This window comes from Streptosporangium minutum (assembly GCF_002149035.1).
Taxonomy (GTDB): Bacteria; Actinomycetota; Actinomycetes; order Streptosporangiales; family Streptosporangiaceae; genus Streptosporangium; species Streptosporangium minutum.
Map to the genome: position 1 here is coordinate 12332 of NZ_NGFP01000118.1, position 16270 is coordinate 28601.

General features: G+C 67.8%; 10 protein-coding genes and 1 pseudogene. 6 read left to right on the top strand and 5 right to left on the bottom strand.

Annotated features, from left to right (window positions below):
* Positions 1-2 precede the first annotated feature (2 nt).
* Positions 3-368, bottom strand: a complete 366-nt coding sequence (locus CA984_RS24190) for a hypothetical protein (RefSeq protein ID WP_086575853.1) — start codon at positions 366-368, stop codon at positions 3-5.
* A 107-nt stretch (positions 369-475) separates the two neighbouring features.
* Here CA984_RS24190 and CA984_RS24195 point away from each other — a divergent pair, with 107 nt between their 5' ends.
* Positions 476-907: a hypothetical protein gene (locus tag CA984_RS24195; RefSeq protein WP_086575854.1), complete on the top strand. Its 432-nt coding sequence runs from the start codon at positions 476-478 to the stop codon at positions 905-907.
* A 364-nt stretch (positions 908-1271) separates the two neighbouring features.
* Here CA984_RS24195 and CA984_RS24200 read toward each other — a convergent pair whose 3' ends face one another.
* Positions 1272-1466 carry a CsbD family protein gene (locus CA984_RS24200; RefSeq protein WP_086575855.1) on the bottom strand — a complete coding sequence of 65 codons (195 nt, stop codon included), beginning with the start codon at positions 1464-1466 and terminating at the stop codon, positions 1272-1274.
* Between the two features lie 74 nt (positions 1467-1540).
* Here CA984_RS24200 and CA984_RS24205 point away from each other — a divergent pair, with 74 nt between their 5' ends.
* The 3 genes from CA984_RS24205 to CA984_RS24215 all read left to right on the top strand — a co-directional run bounded on the left by CA984_RS24205 (position 1541) and on the right by CA984_RS24215 (position 3818).
* Positions 1541-2215, top strand: coding sequence for a hypothetical protein (locus CA984_RS24205; RefSeq protein ID WP_086575856.1), 675 nt, complete (start codon positions 1541-1543; stop codon positions 2213-2215).
* A gap of 140 nt (positions 2216-2355) precedes the next feature.
* Entirely contained in the window at positions 2356-2925 is a 570-nt protein-coding gene (locus CA984_RS24210; RefSeq protein ID WP_133061764.1) for a TetR/AcrR family transcriptional regulator, read from the top strand.
* On the top strand, positions 2922-3818 hold the full coding sequence (locus CA984_RS24215; RefSeq protein WP_086575858.1) for an SDR family oxidoreductase: 897 nt from the start codon (positions 2922-2924) through the stop codon (positions 3816-3818). Before CA984_RS24210 ends, CA984_RS24215 begins: the two co-directional genes overlap by 4 nt.
* Positions 3819-3962: 144 nt before the next feature.
* Here CA984_RS24215 and CA984_RS24220 read toward each other — a convergent pair whose 3' ends face one another.
* Positions 3963-7025 (bottom strand): AfsR/SARP family transcriptional regulator, encoded by a 3063-nt coding sequence (locus CA984_RS24220; protein WP_086575859.1) that lies wholly within the window; start codon positions 7023-7025, stop codon positions 3963-3965.
* A gap of 333 nt (positions 7026-7358) precedes the next feature.
* On the opposite strand from CA984_RS24220, the gene CA984_RS24225 reads away from it, so the two are divergent.
* Both CA984_RS24225 and CA984_RS24230 read left to right on the top strand, forming a co-directional pair.
* On the top strand, positions 7359-12983 hold the full coding sequence (locus CA984_RS24225; RefSeq protein WP_086575860.1) for a LamG-like jellyroll fold domain-containing protein: 5625 nt from the start codon (positions 7359-7361) through the stop codon (positions 12981-12983).
* A gap of 822 nt (positions 12984-13805) precedes the next feature.
* A complete protein-coding gene (locus CA984_RS24230) occupies positions 13806-14738 on the top strand; it encodes a phosphotransferase (RefSeq protein WP_086575861.1) in 933 nt (310 codons plus the stop codon).
* A gap of 140 nt (positions 14739-14878) precedes the next feature.
* On the opposite strand, the gene CA984_RS24235 is transcribed toward CA984_RS24230, so the two are convergent.
* Together CA984_RS24235 and CA984_RS24240 are read right to left on the bottom strand one after the other, a co-directional pair.
* On the bottom strand, positions 14879-15733 hold the full coding sequence (locus CA984_RS24235; protein WP_242676138.1) for a MarR family winged helix-turn-helix transcriptional regulator: 855 nt from the start codon (positions 15731-15733) through the stop codon (positions 14879-14881).
* 346 nt (positions 15734-16079) lie between these two features.
* Positions 16080-16270, bottom strand: a pseudogene (locus tag CA984_RS24240) (ATP-binding cassette domain-containing protein); the annotation flags it as partial.

Sequence of the window (16270 nt, forward strand, 5' to 3'; positions counted from 1 at the left end):
GGTCAGCGGTCCCAGGGAGGGGTGTCGTCCATCTTGGCGTAGTACTTGGCCAGGTGGGCCTTGATCCGATCGACGTCCTCCTTGGGCACGTCGACCCCGCCCCGAGCGCCCTGTACGACCGCGCCGGCGGCCATGACGGCGCGTGGCACCGCCTTGAGCTCGCCGTCGACCACATCGGCGAACGGCAGCTTGTAACTCCCGAATTCGTCGGGGCTGTCACCGTCGTACCAGATGTGCGCCTCGCGGTACTTCGCGTTGGGCTCCTCCTCGGCCCCCGCCCACGCGCGGACGCGCTTGTCCGCCTCGTCCGCGTCCCAGTGCCGGTCCCGGTCGGCGAGGGGGAGATCCTGAAATCGCGTCACTGTCATGGTGCTGCTCCTTTCCTCCAGTTTCCTCCAGCAGGTCCGTACCCGGCTGTCCCACTCCATGCCTGGTGGGCGGCATATTTAGTCCTTTGTCGGGGAGAGGGGGTGTCATGACCGATGACCGTGAAGTGAGTGAGAAGGCCGGCGGACACGACCCCTCGCAGGAGGACCCGGCGTCCGCGGCTCCGCGGGGCGCGGACGGGGAGGATCCGGCTCCGGCGGCTCCGCAGGACGGGGAGGATCCGGCTCCGCAGGGCGGGGAGAATCCGGCGCCGCAGGGCGGGGAGGGGCCGGCGCCCGAGGCTCCGCGGGGTGAGAAGGATCCGGCACCCGAGGCTCCGCGGGGTGAGGAGGGCCCGGTGCCCGCGGCTCCGCGGGGCGCCGACGGGGAGAGCCGGGTCGTGGCGGAGAGGTCGGGGGCCGACACCTCCTTTCCCGCGCGTCCGCTCCTGGCCGACCCCGATGACGCGCGCGACCCCGCGGGTGCCGCCGAGGAATCCGGTGAGGGTGTTCCCGAGCCCAAGGTGGGACCGACGGCCTGAGCGGTGGGCCGGCGTTTTGCGCGTGTCCTGGTCGGTGGGCCGACGTTCTACGCGTGTCCTGATCGGTGGGCCGGCGACTTGGGCGTGTCCTGATCAGTGGGGCCGACGTCCTGAACGTGCCCTGAGCGCCCTGAGCGGGCGGCGGCACGCGCGCAGCAGGCTTGAAGCAGCAGGCTTGAAGACGAAGAGTGCGGTCGCACTACGTGAGGCGGGTCCCGCAAGCGCGGCGGCGCAACGCGGAAGAGGCCCCGCAAGCTGGCGGCGCAACGCGAAGAAGGTCCCGCAAGCTGGCGGCGCAACGCGAAGGAGGCCCCGAAAATCGGGGCCTCCGCCGTGGATCCATCCGGCCGCGCCGGATGGACGGTCAGCTCTTGAAGGCGTCCTTGACCTTCTTCATGCCTTCCTTCGCCTTCTCCCCCGCCTGCTTGACGTTGCTGTCGGCCTGGTCGGCCCGGCCCTCGGCCTCAAGGCTCTCGTTGCCGGTGGCGCGACCGGCGCCTTCCTTGACCTTGCCTCCGAGCTCTTCGGCCTTGTTGGAGATCTTGTCGTCAGCACCCATGGTGTGATTCCTCCCTTTACGCGAAGTTCTCATCGTGCAGAGATACTTAGTGTCCGCAGATGAGAGGGGTAAACATGGGCCACGCAGTTCCTGTGGCGACGGTGGACGACATCCTCGTGCCGGGGGAGCGGCCTCCCTGGCGCGTCCTGCTCCTCTGTGGCGCCTCCGGGGCCGGCAAGAGCCGGGTCAGCTATCCGCTGGCACGGCACTACGGGACGCCGATCGTCGAGGTGGACGATCTCGTCGAGGCGCTGCAGGCCATGACCACACCACGGCAGCAGCCGCTCCTGCACCACTGGCGCACCCACCCCGGAGCCGCGCTGCTGCCCCCGGCCGACGTCGTCGAGCTGCAGATCGCCATCGCCGAGGCGCTCGTCCCCGCCGTGGACGCGGTCGTGGGCAACCACCTGGAGACCGACACCCCTGTGATCATCGAAGGTGACTACCTGCTGCCCGCGTTCGCCGTGCGCGACAGCTTCGCCGGTGTCCCGGCGGGCGGGCAGGTCGCCGCCGTGGTCCTCCGCGAGCCGGACGAGGCCCAGCTCCTGGAGAACTACCGCCGCCGCGAACCCGGCGGCGGCGAGCAGCTCCATCGCGCCCGGGTGAGCGCCCTGCACGGTGAGCGTCTCGCCGCGCAGGCCGCGGAGGCCGGTGTCCCGGTTGTGGCCGCACGCCCCTGGGGCGACGTGTTCCGGCGGGTCGTCACGGCCCTCGGCGGCGCGTCCCTCCCGGCGGTGACCGCTCCCTGAGGGGGCCGGGACGGTCTCGCGAGGTACGGAGACCGTCCCGGTGGCGCCGCCGCGTCTGATATAAATAATGAACAGTCATTATTTAATTGAGGGGTGGGGAAGTGGCCGGGCGGCCTCGTACGATCAGGGAAGAGGACATCATGGCCGCTGTCGCGGCGGCCGTCGGAAGCGCGGGGCCGGTCCGGTTGACGCTGGCGGACGTGGCCAGGGCCGCCGGGGTGTCGACGGGGGCGCTCGTCCAGCGGTACGGCAGCAAGCGCGGCCTGCTGCTCGGCTTCGTCCGGTGGGGGCTGACCCGGGAGGCGTTCGTGGGGCCCATGCGCGCGGCGTTCGCGACGGCCCCGGATCCGGTCGAGGGGCTGATCCGGGCCGTGGTGCGCAGCGCCGGGCACGAGACAGGGCCGGAGGAGTTCGCCAACAACCTCGCCTTCCTCCACCTGGAGCTGGCCGACGACGAGTTCCGCGCGCTCCTGGGCGATCACCTCCGTGGTGTCCGGGCCGAGCTGCGCGGCTACCTGGAGGCCGCGGTGGCGAGCGGCCACCTGACGGGCGGCGCCGACCTCGGCGCGCTCGCCGCCGCCGCCGACTCCATCCGCAACGGCACCCAGCTCACCTGGGCGATGACCAGATCGGGATCGCTCGCCGAGGCACTCCGCCGGGACCTGCGGACCCTGCTCGACCCCTATCGCACCAGCAAGGAGGACCGATGAGCGACGGACAGGTGGCCCTGGTGGCCGGAGCGACCCGGGGCGGCGGCCGGGGGATCGCGGTCCAGCTCGGCGCCGCCGGCGCGACCGTCTATGTCACCGGGCGCACGACTGCGGCGTCGAGGTCGCCGATGAACCGGCCCGAGACCATCGAGGAGACCGCGGAGCTGGTGACCGCCGCCGGCGGCCGCGGCATCGCCGTACAGGTCGACCATCTCGAGGAGGACCAGGTGCGTGATCTGGTCGCCAGGATCGGCGTCGAGCAGGACGGCCGCCTGGACGTCCTGGTCAACAACGTCTGGGGCGGCGACCCGCTGACGGTGTGGGACAAACCCCTGTGGGAGCAGCCGCTCCAGGACGGCCTGCGGCTGCAGAGCCAGGCCGTGCACACCCACATCATCACCAGCTGGCACGCGCTGCCGCTGATGGTCGCCCGGGGCGGAGGTCTCGTCGTGGAGGTCACCGACGGGCTGGCCGACCACGGCTATCGGGGAACCTTCTTCTACGACCTGGCCAAGGCCGGTGTCATACGGATCGCCCAGGCGCAGGCCGGCGACCTGAAGCCGTACGGCGTGACGGCACTGGCGCTCACCCCGGGATTCCTCCGCTCGGAGGCGATGCTCGACCACTTCGGGGTGACCGAGGCCACCTGGCGCGACGGGATCGCCAAGGACCCCTACTTCGCGATGTCGGAGACCCCGGCTTATGTCGGCCGCGCGGTCGCCGCGCTCGCCGCCGACCCCGACGTCCACCGCTGGAACGGCAGGTCCCTGGCCAGCTGGGAGCTGGCCGGGGAGTACGGCTTCACCGACGCCGACGGCTCACGTCCGGACTGGGGCCGCTACTTCGCCGACGCCCAGCGGGGTGCGGCGGGGGATCCGGCGGACTACCGGTAGTCCTGTGACACGGCGGGAACCCCGCGGGAGTACCGGTAGTCCCGTGACACGGCGGGAACCCCGCAGGAATGCCGGTAGTCCCGTGACACGGTGAGTGACCCGCGGGACTGCCTGCAGTCGCCCGCGATGCCGGATGCCCTCCCCTCACATCAGGCCCGCCGCGCGCATCCGCTCGGCGACGACTTCGGCCTCGGGGAGGTCCATGGGCGACAGTATGTCGAACGCCGTCCGCCAGTGCTTCTCGGCGTCCTCGGTCCTCCCCAGGGCGTGCAGGGCGTTACCGAGCCCCGCGTAGGCGAATCCTCGCTGGTAGGGATCGTCCGCCTCGTCGGCGTAGACCGCCGCTTCCCGGTAGTGCTCCAGGGCGGCCCGGCTGTCCCCGCTCGCCAGGCAGGTCTCTCCGAGGCTGCTGAGCAGTTCACCCTCCAGCGGCCTGCTCCGCAGCGTTCTCGCGAGGGTGAGCGCCTTCTCATGGTGGTCGAGAGCCTCCGCATGGGATCCACGGTGGCGCAGGACCACGGCGATGCCGTTGAACACGTCGACCTCGATCCGGAGATTGCCCTGGCTCCGCCCCAGGGGAAGCGCCTTCTCGAAAGATTCCAGAGCCGTCGTCAGATCGCCCAGCTTCGTGTGGACGGCGCCCATCTGGATGAGGCAGTAGGCCTCGTCATACTCCCTGCCCTGTTCCCGCCAGTAGCCATGGCACTTCGACAGGGCGTCAAGCGCCTCCTCGTAGCGTCCCGCGACGTGGTAGCTGATCGCCAGGTTGTCCAGCGCGGTGAACTCGCCCGTGCGATCTTCGAGTTCGCGGCTCAGGGCGAGACACCGCTCGCCGACCTCGATCGCCTCGATGGGCCGTCCGGCCAGCTGCAGGGCGTAGCTCACGTGGCGCAGCCCTTTCGCCTCGCCCTTGCGATCCTTGACGGCACGCCAGATGTCCAGAGCCTGCTGCTGGTGGCTCAGGTGCTCGGCGTATCGTCCGGTGAACATCTTGGCGTAGCCCAGGTCGCTCAGGATCTCCGCCTCGCCTTGCCGATGACCGATCCGCCGGGCGGAGGACAACCCGACCTCGCCCGTCATGAACAGGTCGTCGAAGTGGTTCTTCGCGTAGAAGAACCACGACAGCAGGGCGGCGGTCTGCCATGCGTGGATGTGCCGATCCCGCTCCGCGGCGTGGACGATCACGGCCATGAGAACGTGGCGTTCCCGTTCCAGCCAGGCCATCGCCTCATCCACACCGGGCAGGTCCGGTATCCCGTCGTCCACGGGAGTGATCGTCATTGAGGCGCTGTCATCGGAGGACAGATGTTCCATGGCTTTCAGGAGCGCGTACTGGTACCAGTCGAGCATCCTTGTCAGCGCGCCGTCACGATCCGCCTCGCTGTCGTCGGCCTCGTTCCGTTCTCCCGCGTAGACGCGTACGAGGTCGTGCATCGACAGTCTCCCGTCGCCGTCCCGCTGGAGCAGGTGCGCGTTCAGCAGCGCATCGACGGCCGCCGACGCGTCCTCGGCGGACATGGCGGTGAGAGCGGCCACTGCCTGGAGGTCGATGTCCGGCCCCGGATGCACGCTGAGCAGCCGGAGCGTCCGCCGTGCCGGTTCCGGGAGACTCCGGTAGGACAGTTCGAGAGCGGAGCGGACCCCGGTGCCGGGGTCTTCCCTGAGCTCCAGAACGGTCAGCCGGTTCTCCTGCCGGAGCTTGGCGGTGAAGTCGCCGATCCGGGAGGCGGGTTCTCCCGCGAGCTGCGCCGCGGCCAGTCGCAGTGCCAGCGGCAGGTATCCGCACAGCCGGGCCAGCTCGGGGACCGGATCCGTCTCGTCGTCCGTTCCGTTTCTGCCCAGGAGCTTGTTGAGCAGCGCGGTCGCCTCGTCGGCCGGCAGCACGTCGAGCACGATGCCGCGGACGTCGTGGGTGACGGAGAGCCCGCGCAGGGCATCCCGGCTGGTGATGACGACCCTGGAGGGGGAGGAGCCGGGCAGCAGGGGACGGACCTGGTCCGGGGTGGCGGCGTTGTCCAGGACGATGAGCATCCGCCGGTGCGCCAGCAGCGAGCGGTAAAGCCCCGCGCGCTCGTCGACGTCGTGCGGGATCTCGTCGTCGACCACGCCGAGCCCGCGGAGAAGCCGGTCCAGTGCCTGAGCCCCGGTGGTGGCCCGCCCCCGTGAGTAGCCGTGCAGGTTGACGTAGAGCTGCCCGTCGGGGAACCGGGCGGCCACCCGGTGTCCCCAGTGTGTCGCCAACGCGGTCTTGCCGACCCCGGCGGTGCCCGCGATGGCCGAGATCACCACGGTCGCGGTGCCCTCCTCCTCGGACAGGAGCAGGTCGAGCTGGCGGAGCTTCTCCAGGCGGCCGGTGAAGCGCGTGACGTCGGCGGGCAGCTGCCGGGGCATGGGTGGGACGGGTGCCGCGGGGACGGGTGCCGCGTCGGCGACGCCGGGAGCGCTCTCCCCGTTCCCGCGGGACTTTCCGGTCTCTGCGGCCTCTCCGGAGAGGATCGTCTGGTGGACACGGGTGAGTTCCTCTCCGGGGTCCAGCCCTAGCTCGTCGCGGAGGTGCAGGCGGCCGGCCCGGAACTCATCGAGCGCCTCCGCCGTACGGCCGGCACGGTGGAGCGCGCGCATGAGCTGGCCGCGCAGTTCCTCGTTCAGCGGGTGCTCGGCGACCAGGAGGCGCAGCTCGCCGATCAGCTCCGGGTGACGTCCCAGGGTGAGATCGGCTTCGATGCGACCGATGAGCGCGGCGAGGCGCAACTCCTCCAGGGCCGCCCCCTCCGTCGCCTGCAGCTCGGGGTGGGTGCCGCCGAGCGCGGGGCCACGCCACAGGGACAGTGCCGTGCGGAACCTCTCCGAGGCCTGGGCGGTCTCACCTTCCGACAGGGCGGAGCGGGCCCGTGCCGTCTCGGTGACGAAGACATCGAGGTCGGAGGCGCCCGGCCGCAGGCGCAGCAGGTAGCCGGTGGGCGTGCTCTCCACGGCGTCACCCTCGGTGAGCAGCCGCCGCAGCGACCACAGGTGGTTGTGGAGCAGCCGCCGTCCGGTCGCCGGGACCTTCGCGCCCCACAACGCGGTCAGAAGCCGATCGTGGGAGACCACCCGATTGGCGTGAAGAACCATGACGGCCAGCAAGGTCCGTTGTTTCAGCCCGACGATCGCGGTCGACCGCCCATCACGCCAGATGTCGACCGGACCGAGAATCCTGATTTCCACTTCAACCCCCGATGAAATCGCGGTCGTCCCACGGAGTGGACTCTGCTGCGGGCAGGAATGTTTACCGCCGTCTCTCTTCTCACCTGGGGTTTCCCTGCAAGAAACAGACGTCGGCGGATCGAATACCAAGATCGCGACATTCTATCCGACAAGATCAACAGCGCCAACACTGATGCTTATGGCGATCATGTCCGGCCGGATGCTCCCATTTCCCAATATCTGGCCGGTTCACCCTCTAATCGCTGGAGGTAATCGGTGGGGTTCCCCTTACCGAATCGCCCTTCCACGCCGCCGCCACGGCGTGGATCGCCCAAACGGATCACTCCCACGGTCGTGACCGTCTCGGCCCTGGCCGCGTCACTCCTGGTAGCCGGCGGCACCATGCCCGCACAGGCCGACCCGGAACCCGGCGCCCCGGCCACTCCCGCCGTCCCCACGGCGACGGAGTTCCCCCGTCCGGCGGATCCCGACGCGCCGCAGAGGGCCGCGATCGCGGAGGCCAGGAAGCAGAACAGACCGGTCGAGGTGACCGACGCGTTCACCGAGACCTCGCGCACCTGGGCCTATCCCGACGGCCATCTCACGACGCAGTCGTATGCGGGGCCGACTCAGCTGAAGCAGCAGGACGGGTCATGGGCGTGGATCGACACCACGCTGGTCGAGCGCGACGGGGTGCTCCGGCCGAAGCTCGCCAAGGCCGACATGGAGTTCTCCATCGGCGGCGCCGGCAAGCCGTTCGCGTCCATGCAACGCGACAAGGGGCAGCGATTCGCCCTGTCATGGCTGAAGGACCTGCCCCGGCCGCAGGTCGAAGGCAACACCGCCACCTACCGCGACGCCGCCGGTCAGGGGGCGGACCTGGTCGTCACCGCGCTGCCGGCGGGTTTCCGGCATGACGTGGTGCTGCGTGAGCGCCCCACCGCTCCGGTGGAGTTCCGCATCCCGGTGCAGACCGAGGGGCTCACCTTCGCCGAAGGCAAGAAGGGCGGCCTGAGCCTCACCGACGCCAAGGGCGAGCAGGTCGCCTCGGCGCCGGAGCCAGTGATCATGGACGGCGGCCCCGCCCCGGCGGGCGCCAAGAGCGCGGCCGCGGTCTCCGCACGCCTGGGCAAGATCGACACGCGGGTGGTCAAGGAGAAGGGCCGACAGGTCCTGGTGCTCAAGCCGGACCCGGCGTTCCTGGCCGACCCCGCCACCCACTACCCGCTCGTCGTGGATCCCACCACCAGTTTGACCCTCCTGAGGGACTTCTACCTTCAGTATCACTGTGGCGCCACCTATGTGCTCGGCAGTGAGCTACTCAACGTCGGCAGCTCACCGAACAGCGGCTGCAGCACTCAGCCGGTCACTTACATGCGCTCCTACCTGAAGTTCGACACGACTCCACTCGTCGGCAGGGCGGTGGCCTCGGCACGGCTGGAACTGTGGGCCTCCGGCATAGCCAATGGCTGCAGCACCACAGGGGCGTTGAAGGTGTCGCGTCTCACCGCGGACTGGCCGGACCCGCGCTCCTACACGTGGGCCAATAAGCCACCCGTGGCCGAGGCGGATTCCCAGTTGCAGGTGTGCCCGGCCTACAACCAGCTCCCGCGCGCGGTGACCTGGGACATCAAGGGCATCGCCACCACTTGGGCGGGCGGCGTCACCGATTACGGCCTGCAGTTGCGCGGCCAGTACGAGCCCTGGGACTCCTCGGGCGGCACCCCGGGCTGGACCGAGTTCGAGGCCTCCGACAAGACCGGTGGACATCCGCCCAAGCTGACCGTCGACTACATGCTGCCTCCCGAGATCCCCACCGTGACCGCCGAGTCGATCGACTCGCTCAACGGCAACGACGCGATCGCCCGCAGCACCAGCGTCAAGGTCGGCTTCAAGTCGAGTGTCCCGGAGAGCACGGCTCTGAACTACACCGTCGCGGTCAACGACTCCACCATGCTGCCTCCGCCGAGTCTCCCGACCGGCCACGTGGCGCACTGGAAGTTCGACGAGGCGGCAGGTGCGTCCGCCGCGGCAGATGCCAGTGGTAATGGCTACACCGCCACCTACTCCGGCAGCAGGCGTAAGACCGTCACCGGCAAGCTCGGATCGGCCATGCAGCTGAACGACATGACCGGAAGCAACGGCTGCTGCCTACCGGACTCCTACGCCGCCACCAGCAAGGCGGTACTCAGCCAGGACTCCAGTTTCTCCATCAGTACCTGGGTCAAACTGAACGACAACGAGCACATTCAGTATGTCGCAAGCCAGGACGGCAATCCGTTCGGGCTGAGCGTCTACTATCTGGGTGGCAGCTCACAGAACTGGCGTCTGCAGATATCGGGCAGCGGCGGATCCACCGGCTACGGCGTATGGGTCGACTCCGCCAAACCGGCCGCGGTCAATACCTGGACCCATGTGGTCGCGATGTACGACGCGGGCGCCGGCAAGATCCGGCTCTACGTCGACGGCGCGCTGTCCGCCGAGGCGGACTACCAGCCCTCCGGGACCACCACCAGCGGCCCCTTCCGTATCGGCGCCGCCAAGTCGGGGTCTCACCACCTGCAGGGCGTGGTTGACGACATGCGCCTCTACCGGCGCGTCCTGACCGCCAAGGAGATCAAGGACCTGTACGGCGAGGTCGCCGCCACCAGCTACAACACCAAACCCTCCGGCCAGGTCATCGAGCAGACCTTCACCCTTGACAACCCGGCCAGCTTCAAGTTCGTCGTCAAGGCATGCCGTACCGGCGTCACCCCGCCCTCCTGCAACGAGAGCCCGGCCTACCGCATCACCTCGGATGCGCCGTTCCTGCCGACGGACACCGAGACCGGCATGGCCGACCCGGCCCGGCCCATCCTGTCGGGCATGGTCTCGCGTCCCTCAGGCGGCCCGGTCACGGCCAAGTACTTCCTCTACGACAACGGCGGTTTCCCGGTCGGCTCCAGCCCGCTCGGACAGCGCACCGTCAACGGCGGCGAGCGGGCCTCCTTCCAGGTGCCGGAGAACACCGTCCAGGCCGGCCGGACCTACACCTGGCAGATGCTCGCCTGCGTAGGCCCGCAGAGCACCACACCTACCCCTGATCCGACGCCGACTCCCACCCCGACGCCCACTCCCACGTCCGACCCGTCGCAGAAGGCACGCTGGGCTTTCGACGAAGGCAGCGGCACCGTCGCGGCAGACTCCTCCGGAAACGGCCGTACGGCCACACTGAACGCGGCCTCGTGGGGAGCGGGCAAGAGCCAGAACGGCCTGGTGCTGAGCGGTACCTCAAGCTACGGGGTCACCAGCGGGCCGGCGGTGCACACCAACGACGGCTACACCGTCAGTGCGTGGGCACGCCTGGACGCCACCACCCGGGAAGACTCGGTGGTCAGCCAGGACGGCGCGGTCAACAGCGCGTTCAAGCTCGCCTATTCCTCCGGCGACAAGAAGTGGCGGATGGTCACCTACCAGTCCGACACCACCAACGCCGCGCCCGTACGCGCCCTGTCCACCCAGAACGCGGTGGCCGGCCAGTGGACCCACCTGGTCGGCGTCTACGACGCCACCGCCAAGAAGATCCGCCTGTACGTGAACGGCGTGCTGAACGCGGAGGTGGCCTACACCAGCACCTGGGACGCGACCAGCAACGTCCAGATCGGCCGCACCAAGGTCAACGGCGCGCACAACAGCTACCTCAAGGGCACCGTCGACGACATCCGCCTCTACCAGAAGTCCCTGACCGCGGCGGAGATCACCGCCCTCTACAGCGGCGCCGCACAGTCCGCCACGGCGCAGGCGCCCACCGCCGGCACCCAGGCCACCACCGAAACCGGTGGGGAGATCTGCACCGCCAAAACGGCCCCGGTCAGCTTCTCCATCCCCGGTACCCCGGCTGAGCCGCCCACCGAAGACGTCCGGCACCTGACGCTGCTGAAGGACAACTTCGTCATCAAGACGGCGAAGACCGACCCCACCGCCTGCGATGGCGCACCATGCACGGTGATCGACGACACGGTGATGCGGATCGGTGGCACCGGCACCGACAAGACCGCCGCCGTCATAGGGTTCAAGCTCCACGAACTCCCTGATGGTGCCGGAGTCTCGGAAGGCATCCTCAAGCTCGGCGCCCCGACTTGCCCGGCAAGCACCTGTCCGGCGGACGCGGTCATCACCGCCACTCCGCTCAAGAGCCCGGTCACAGCAGAATCAAAGAGCTCGGACCTGGCGGCAGACGCCGACCCGAACACCACGCCATACTCGCTGCCGTTGAGCGGCCCACGGGCCGATATCGCCGGAAGCGAATACCAATGGCTGCTGCTCACCTCCAACACCGATGAGGCGATCACTTTCGCCGACCCGGCAGTCGCCGAGCAGCCGACGCTCGCCCTCACCTACCTGCTTGCTGGCCCACCCAGCAAGGTACTCAACCTCAACGCGTCCGGTGGCGACGCCAGCGCCATAGCCAGTTGGGGCCTGCCAGAATCCAACGGCGGCATCGCCATGCTGGATGGGTACGACGTTGAGGTGACTGACAACAGCGGCACTGTCGTCAAGACCCTTGAGGTGAAGGACCCATACGCCACCATTTCCGGCTTGGCCAACGACATCACCTACACCATCAAGGCGCGGGCCAAGACTGCCTTCGGGGTGGGTGATTGGGAAGCTGCCACCGCCACCACCAAGGCCGTCCCACCACCACCCTCATCAGGCAGCGGGGAGGGAGGCGCAGCGTGCATGCCCGAATCCCCTTCGGGTACCGCGGCCGCCAAGGTCACCGCTGCTAGCGAGTCAGGCACCCAGGAATACCTCGACCGGGTCAAGCATTATTTCCAGGCTCAGGACGCCGTCCTCGAAGGCCGTGCGACAACTATCTGGGACGCACCGGGTGTCACCCCAGAGGCGCCCAATACAGCGAAACTCTCGCTTCTCAACACCGTCCTGGTTCAGGGGCGAGCGGCTATACAGCGAGCCGGTCTTACCCGCAGTGGGTCAGCGGTGGAGTTGCTCAACAGTGTGATCCAGGCAACGCCCGACGGTAGCGTCCAAGTCACTGCAGAGGTAAAGCGCACCTGGACCGAAGCAAGCGGCTCCGCGCCGAGCACGGCCCAGAGGCGATCCGTCGTTGGCACGACCGGCCTCGTTGAAGGCATCGAATCCACGATCTCCATTTTCGTCTTCGACCGCTGCGGTGGCCTGACCATCATTGATGCTCCGCTGCCGAACTACGAAGATTCGACCGACGGCTACGACCCATGCTCCGGCATGGTAGACCCCGATGGTTCGGTCACGGAGGTATGCGGCGTATCAAGTGGTGGTGCCAGCCCGGGGGGCGGGTCAACTTTCGGGGGTTGTGATAAAATCGTACGGACCACAAAGAATTCTTGCTCGTGGTATCAAGCAACGCCCCAAACCCCGCTGTCTGCGAATCAGAGAACTCCGATTAAAGGTATGACAATCCGTGCTTCTGCTATGCATGCATGGAAGCCCATTTGGGCTGTTGAGCTCGAGGAGCTCAACATAGCTAAGCATCGCGTATGGGCGCAGGTCTATGTCACTGCCTCGTTCCTGAAGAAGTACGGTAAGTATCAATTCGTTAAAGGTCTGCAAATCGAGGTTAAGGATAGCCTGTGCGCACGGGCCTTCACCGGGTCGATAAGCATTAGCTATCCGCCCGGCTTCAATCCCGGTAGTACAGAGGGCTGTTTCGACAAAACCGTTACAGGCGCTCCTGGGGATAGAGTTCTTCACTATCCCACACAGGGGGACGACAACATCCAGTACCGATGCCGTGATGGCCTGTTCTGTAACATCACGGATTTCCGGACCGGGTTTGATGTGCTTGTTACACTGCCCTTCAAGAACCCGGATTCGGCTGACGGCCGCGTCAGGCTCGTCGGCTCATCGTGCTGGGACGTTCCGGATCGAAATGATCCGCCTATTGCGCTTGGTCATTCCTGCCCCAAGTATATAGGTCGTATACACCCCGACGACTGAGGAGTAGTTTCAAGAGTCACCAGCGGTAAGCGGGAATGCTGAAACTTCCAGCATTCCCGCACTTCTATTTTTCTCACATATGGGGACCGGTGAACGGGCGTAATATTTTCCTTACCGTCGGCGTTATGTTATTTACTCTGAGCATCTATACTACTTCAAAAATCAGCGAACATCCTCGAGGCTGGGCTCTAGCGCTTACGCTTTCCATTAGCGGCTTGGGATTCATGGTGGGTGCGATTGCCTTGGCGCTTGCAGGGGGCCGCAATAACAAGCCCTAGTGAAAGTGTGAGAGAATACGGCCTCGACATGTTGAAGGCTTGACCTTTGATCGATTTCTTGCCTACAGTTCACGCTGACATTTACGGCAGGTAATAACGGGCTCAGGGTGGGTGCGAGAAAGAGTGCGACTTCCGAAGATTGAGGTTTCTCAAGACCGTCCAATCGAGGAGGAAGCGTGCCTGCTACCCTAATCGTCGTTGACCTCGATCTAATGAGAGCTAACGGGTCGCCGTTCGGCAGATTCGGGACCGTTAGCCACCTGTAGATGCGCATCCTCTCGACCTGGATCGAGAGTGCTGATGAAAGACCATGCCCCTGCCGGTAACCGACGGCATGAAGGGTCTCGCCGACGAGCTGAGTCGGTCAATCCCGCAAGGAACAACAACCTCATCAGAGCTGTAGGACTACTTTTTTGCACTGTTCGGCGTGAATAATTCGTTTGTCGATCTCCAGTCCATCATTGCCCGGCCGACTGCCCGGAGGGCCGGACGTCGCCTTGCGCGATGGCGATCATGACCGTGCCCCGTTGGCTACCGTGGATCCATGATCAGGAATGTCTCGTTGCCGGATGACTGGGAGCCGAGGATCCGGGAGTCCCTCGACGGTGTGCTGCCCGAGCTGCGGACCGCCCCGCTCAGGACTCTGGGAGCCGGGTTGGACAATGTGACGCTGCTGTTGAACGAGCAGCTCGTCCTGCGGCTGCCGAAGAACGCCGACGGGGCCGAGAGCGTCGATCGGGAGGCCCGGCTGCTCCCCGAACTCGCCCTCGACCTGGCCATTCCCCGGTTCCTGTTCACCGCGCCCAACCCGCTCGGGCCCGGCTCTTTCTGCGGTTACCCCCTGGTCCCCGGTGAGGTGCTGTCCCCGGAGCAGTGGCACGCGCGGGGACTGGTCAGCCGGCTGGGGCCGGTGGAGAGGGTCGCCGCGGCGCTCGACGCCATCCACGACTTCCCCGCGGACGAGGCGGAGAAGCTCGGGATGCCGGCGTGGGACCTGCGGGAGGACTTCACCGAGGATCTGGCCGCCGTCCGCGAGGAGGTGCTCCCTCGACTGGAGGCGGGGGAGAGGCGGGCGCTGCTCGCGGCGTGGGAGGGCTATCTGGAGGACGACGGCAACTTCGCCTACCTTCCCACACTGACGCACGGCGACCTGAGCCTGGACCACCTGCTCGTCACCGGGGAGGAGATCACCGGGCTCATCGACTTCGGCGACGCCGAGGTCGGCGACCCCGACTACGACCTGGCCTACCTGTGGGCCGAAGCGGGGGAGGATTTCGTACGGCGGGTCCAGGCCTGTCGCGGCCTGCCGTTCACCGGAGGACTCGCCCGGAAGCTGGACTTCTGGGCTCTGGCCGACCCGGCGCGGGACGCCGTGTACGGCCTGGAGATCGGCGAGCCCGATCTGGTCGACGACGCGCTGCGCACGCTCCGCGCCCGGCTCGCCGCTGGGACGGGACGGGGGCGCGGCGGTGTGTGACACGGATCGGTGTGCCGGTGGAGCGGGTCGGGCCGGCGGGGGGCTGCCTGATCCGGCGGCCGGCTGCGAAGGTGTCACGGTTCTGGCCGACGGCGCCCACCCGAGCACCGGCCTGGCCGTCCCGCACCGGCGGATCTGTCTTACGGCAGGAGCTTGGTGAGAAGGGTGCGAAGTTCTTGAGCGTCGTCCGGGCCGAGGATGCCGTCGATGTCGCTCTCCATGCTCTCCAGGGCTTCACGCACCGCGGGGATGCGGGCGCGGCCGAGGTCGGTGAGCTGCAGGGCATAGCGGCGTCGGTCGTGCGGGTCCTGGCCACGGGACACGATGCCGGCTTTCGCCAGTTCCTCGATGAGTGACGCGGTGGCCGGTTCGGTGAGGTGGAGGTATCGGGCCAGTTGCTCCTGCGGGCAGGGGCCGAGCCGGTCCAGGGCGGGCAGCAGGGCGAGGTGGCGGGTGCGCAGGCCGTATGCCGAGAGCCGATGATCCCCGAGGCGGCGCAGCCGGTAGTGGGCCTGGGCGATCAGGTGCTCGATGCTGTGGATGGCGGATTGCCCGCCGTCGGCGACGAGCCTGGTCAGCAGGGCGTTGAGACGCCGCCGTTCGCGCGCGGTGAGCGCGCGGGTGAGCCGGGCGTCGCGGTCGGCGACGGCGTGACGCATGCCGTCCAGGGCTGTACGGCCCGCCTCGGTCAGCGACAGCACGTAGGTGCGGCGGTTGGCCGGGTTGCGGGTGCGGACGACATGGCCCGCCTCCTGGAGCCGGTCGAGCAGCCTGACCATGATCGTGCGGTTGATGCCGAGCCTGTGGGCGAGGTCCTGCTGTGAGGGAGCGTCCTCGTCAGCGAGGATGTCGAGCACCACGAACTCGCGCGACTGCGGCCCGCCCTGCACGGCATGGGCGGTGACGGCGGTGAACACGCGGCGCAACAGGTGGCCGGTGGTCGCACGCAGCGGCCCGGACTCGTCGTCGACGACGTCCTTTGCCTGGTCGGGCACGAGCCTCACCTCCTGACGCGATGCTAGCAGCCTGATGGTTTTACCAGTGACGGTTGTGATTAAATCAGTTGCGATGCTGACAGTTGGAAGAGTGTGAACCTGGAGTCCAGGCACACCTCACCGAAGAACTCAACGATCACGGCTGCAGGCGCACCCGACCTCGCCGTCTCGCACCTTCGAGCTCGGCGCAGTTCGGCGGATCGCGGCGGCGATCACGGGGAGGCGGGTCCGCAGCCGATCGATCCGGCCGCGGCCGCGGCGCGGCAGCGCGAGGTCGCGCAGGTGCCGCGCCGCGGGTCTGCCGGTTACCTCGGAGATCGTGTCACGGTGTCGGCTGGGGTGTCGGTCAGGCGCCGACGTAGGCCGCGAGGTGCTCGCCGGTCAGGGTGGAACGGGCCGCCACGAGATCGGCCGGAGTGCCCTCGAACACGACCCGGCCACCGTCGTGACCGGCCCCCGGACCAAGATCGATGATCCAGTCGGCGTGCGCCATCACCGCCTGATGATGCTCCACCACGATCACCGACTTCCCCGAAT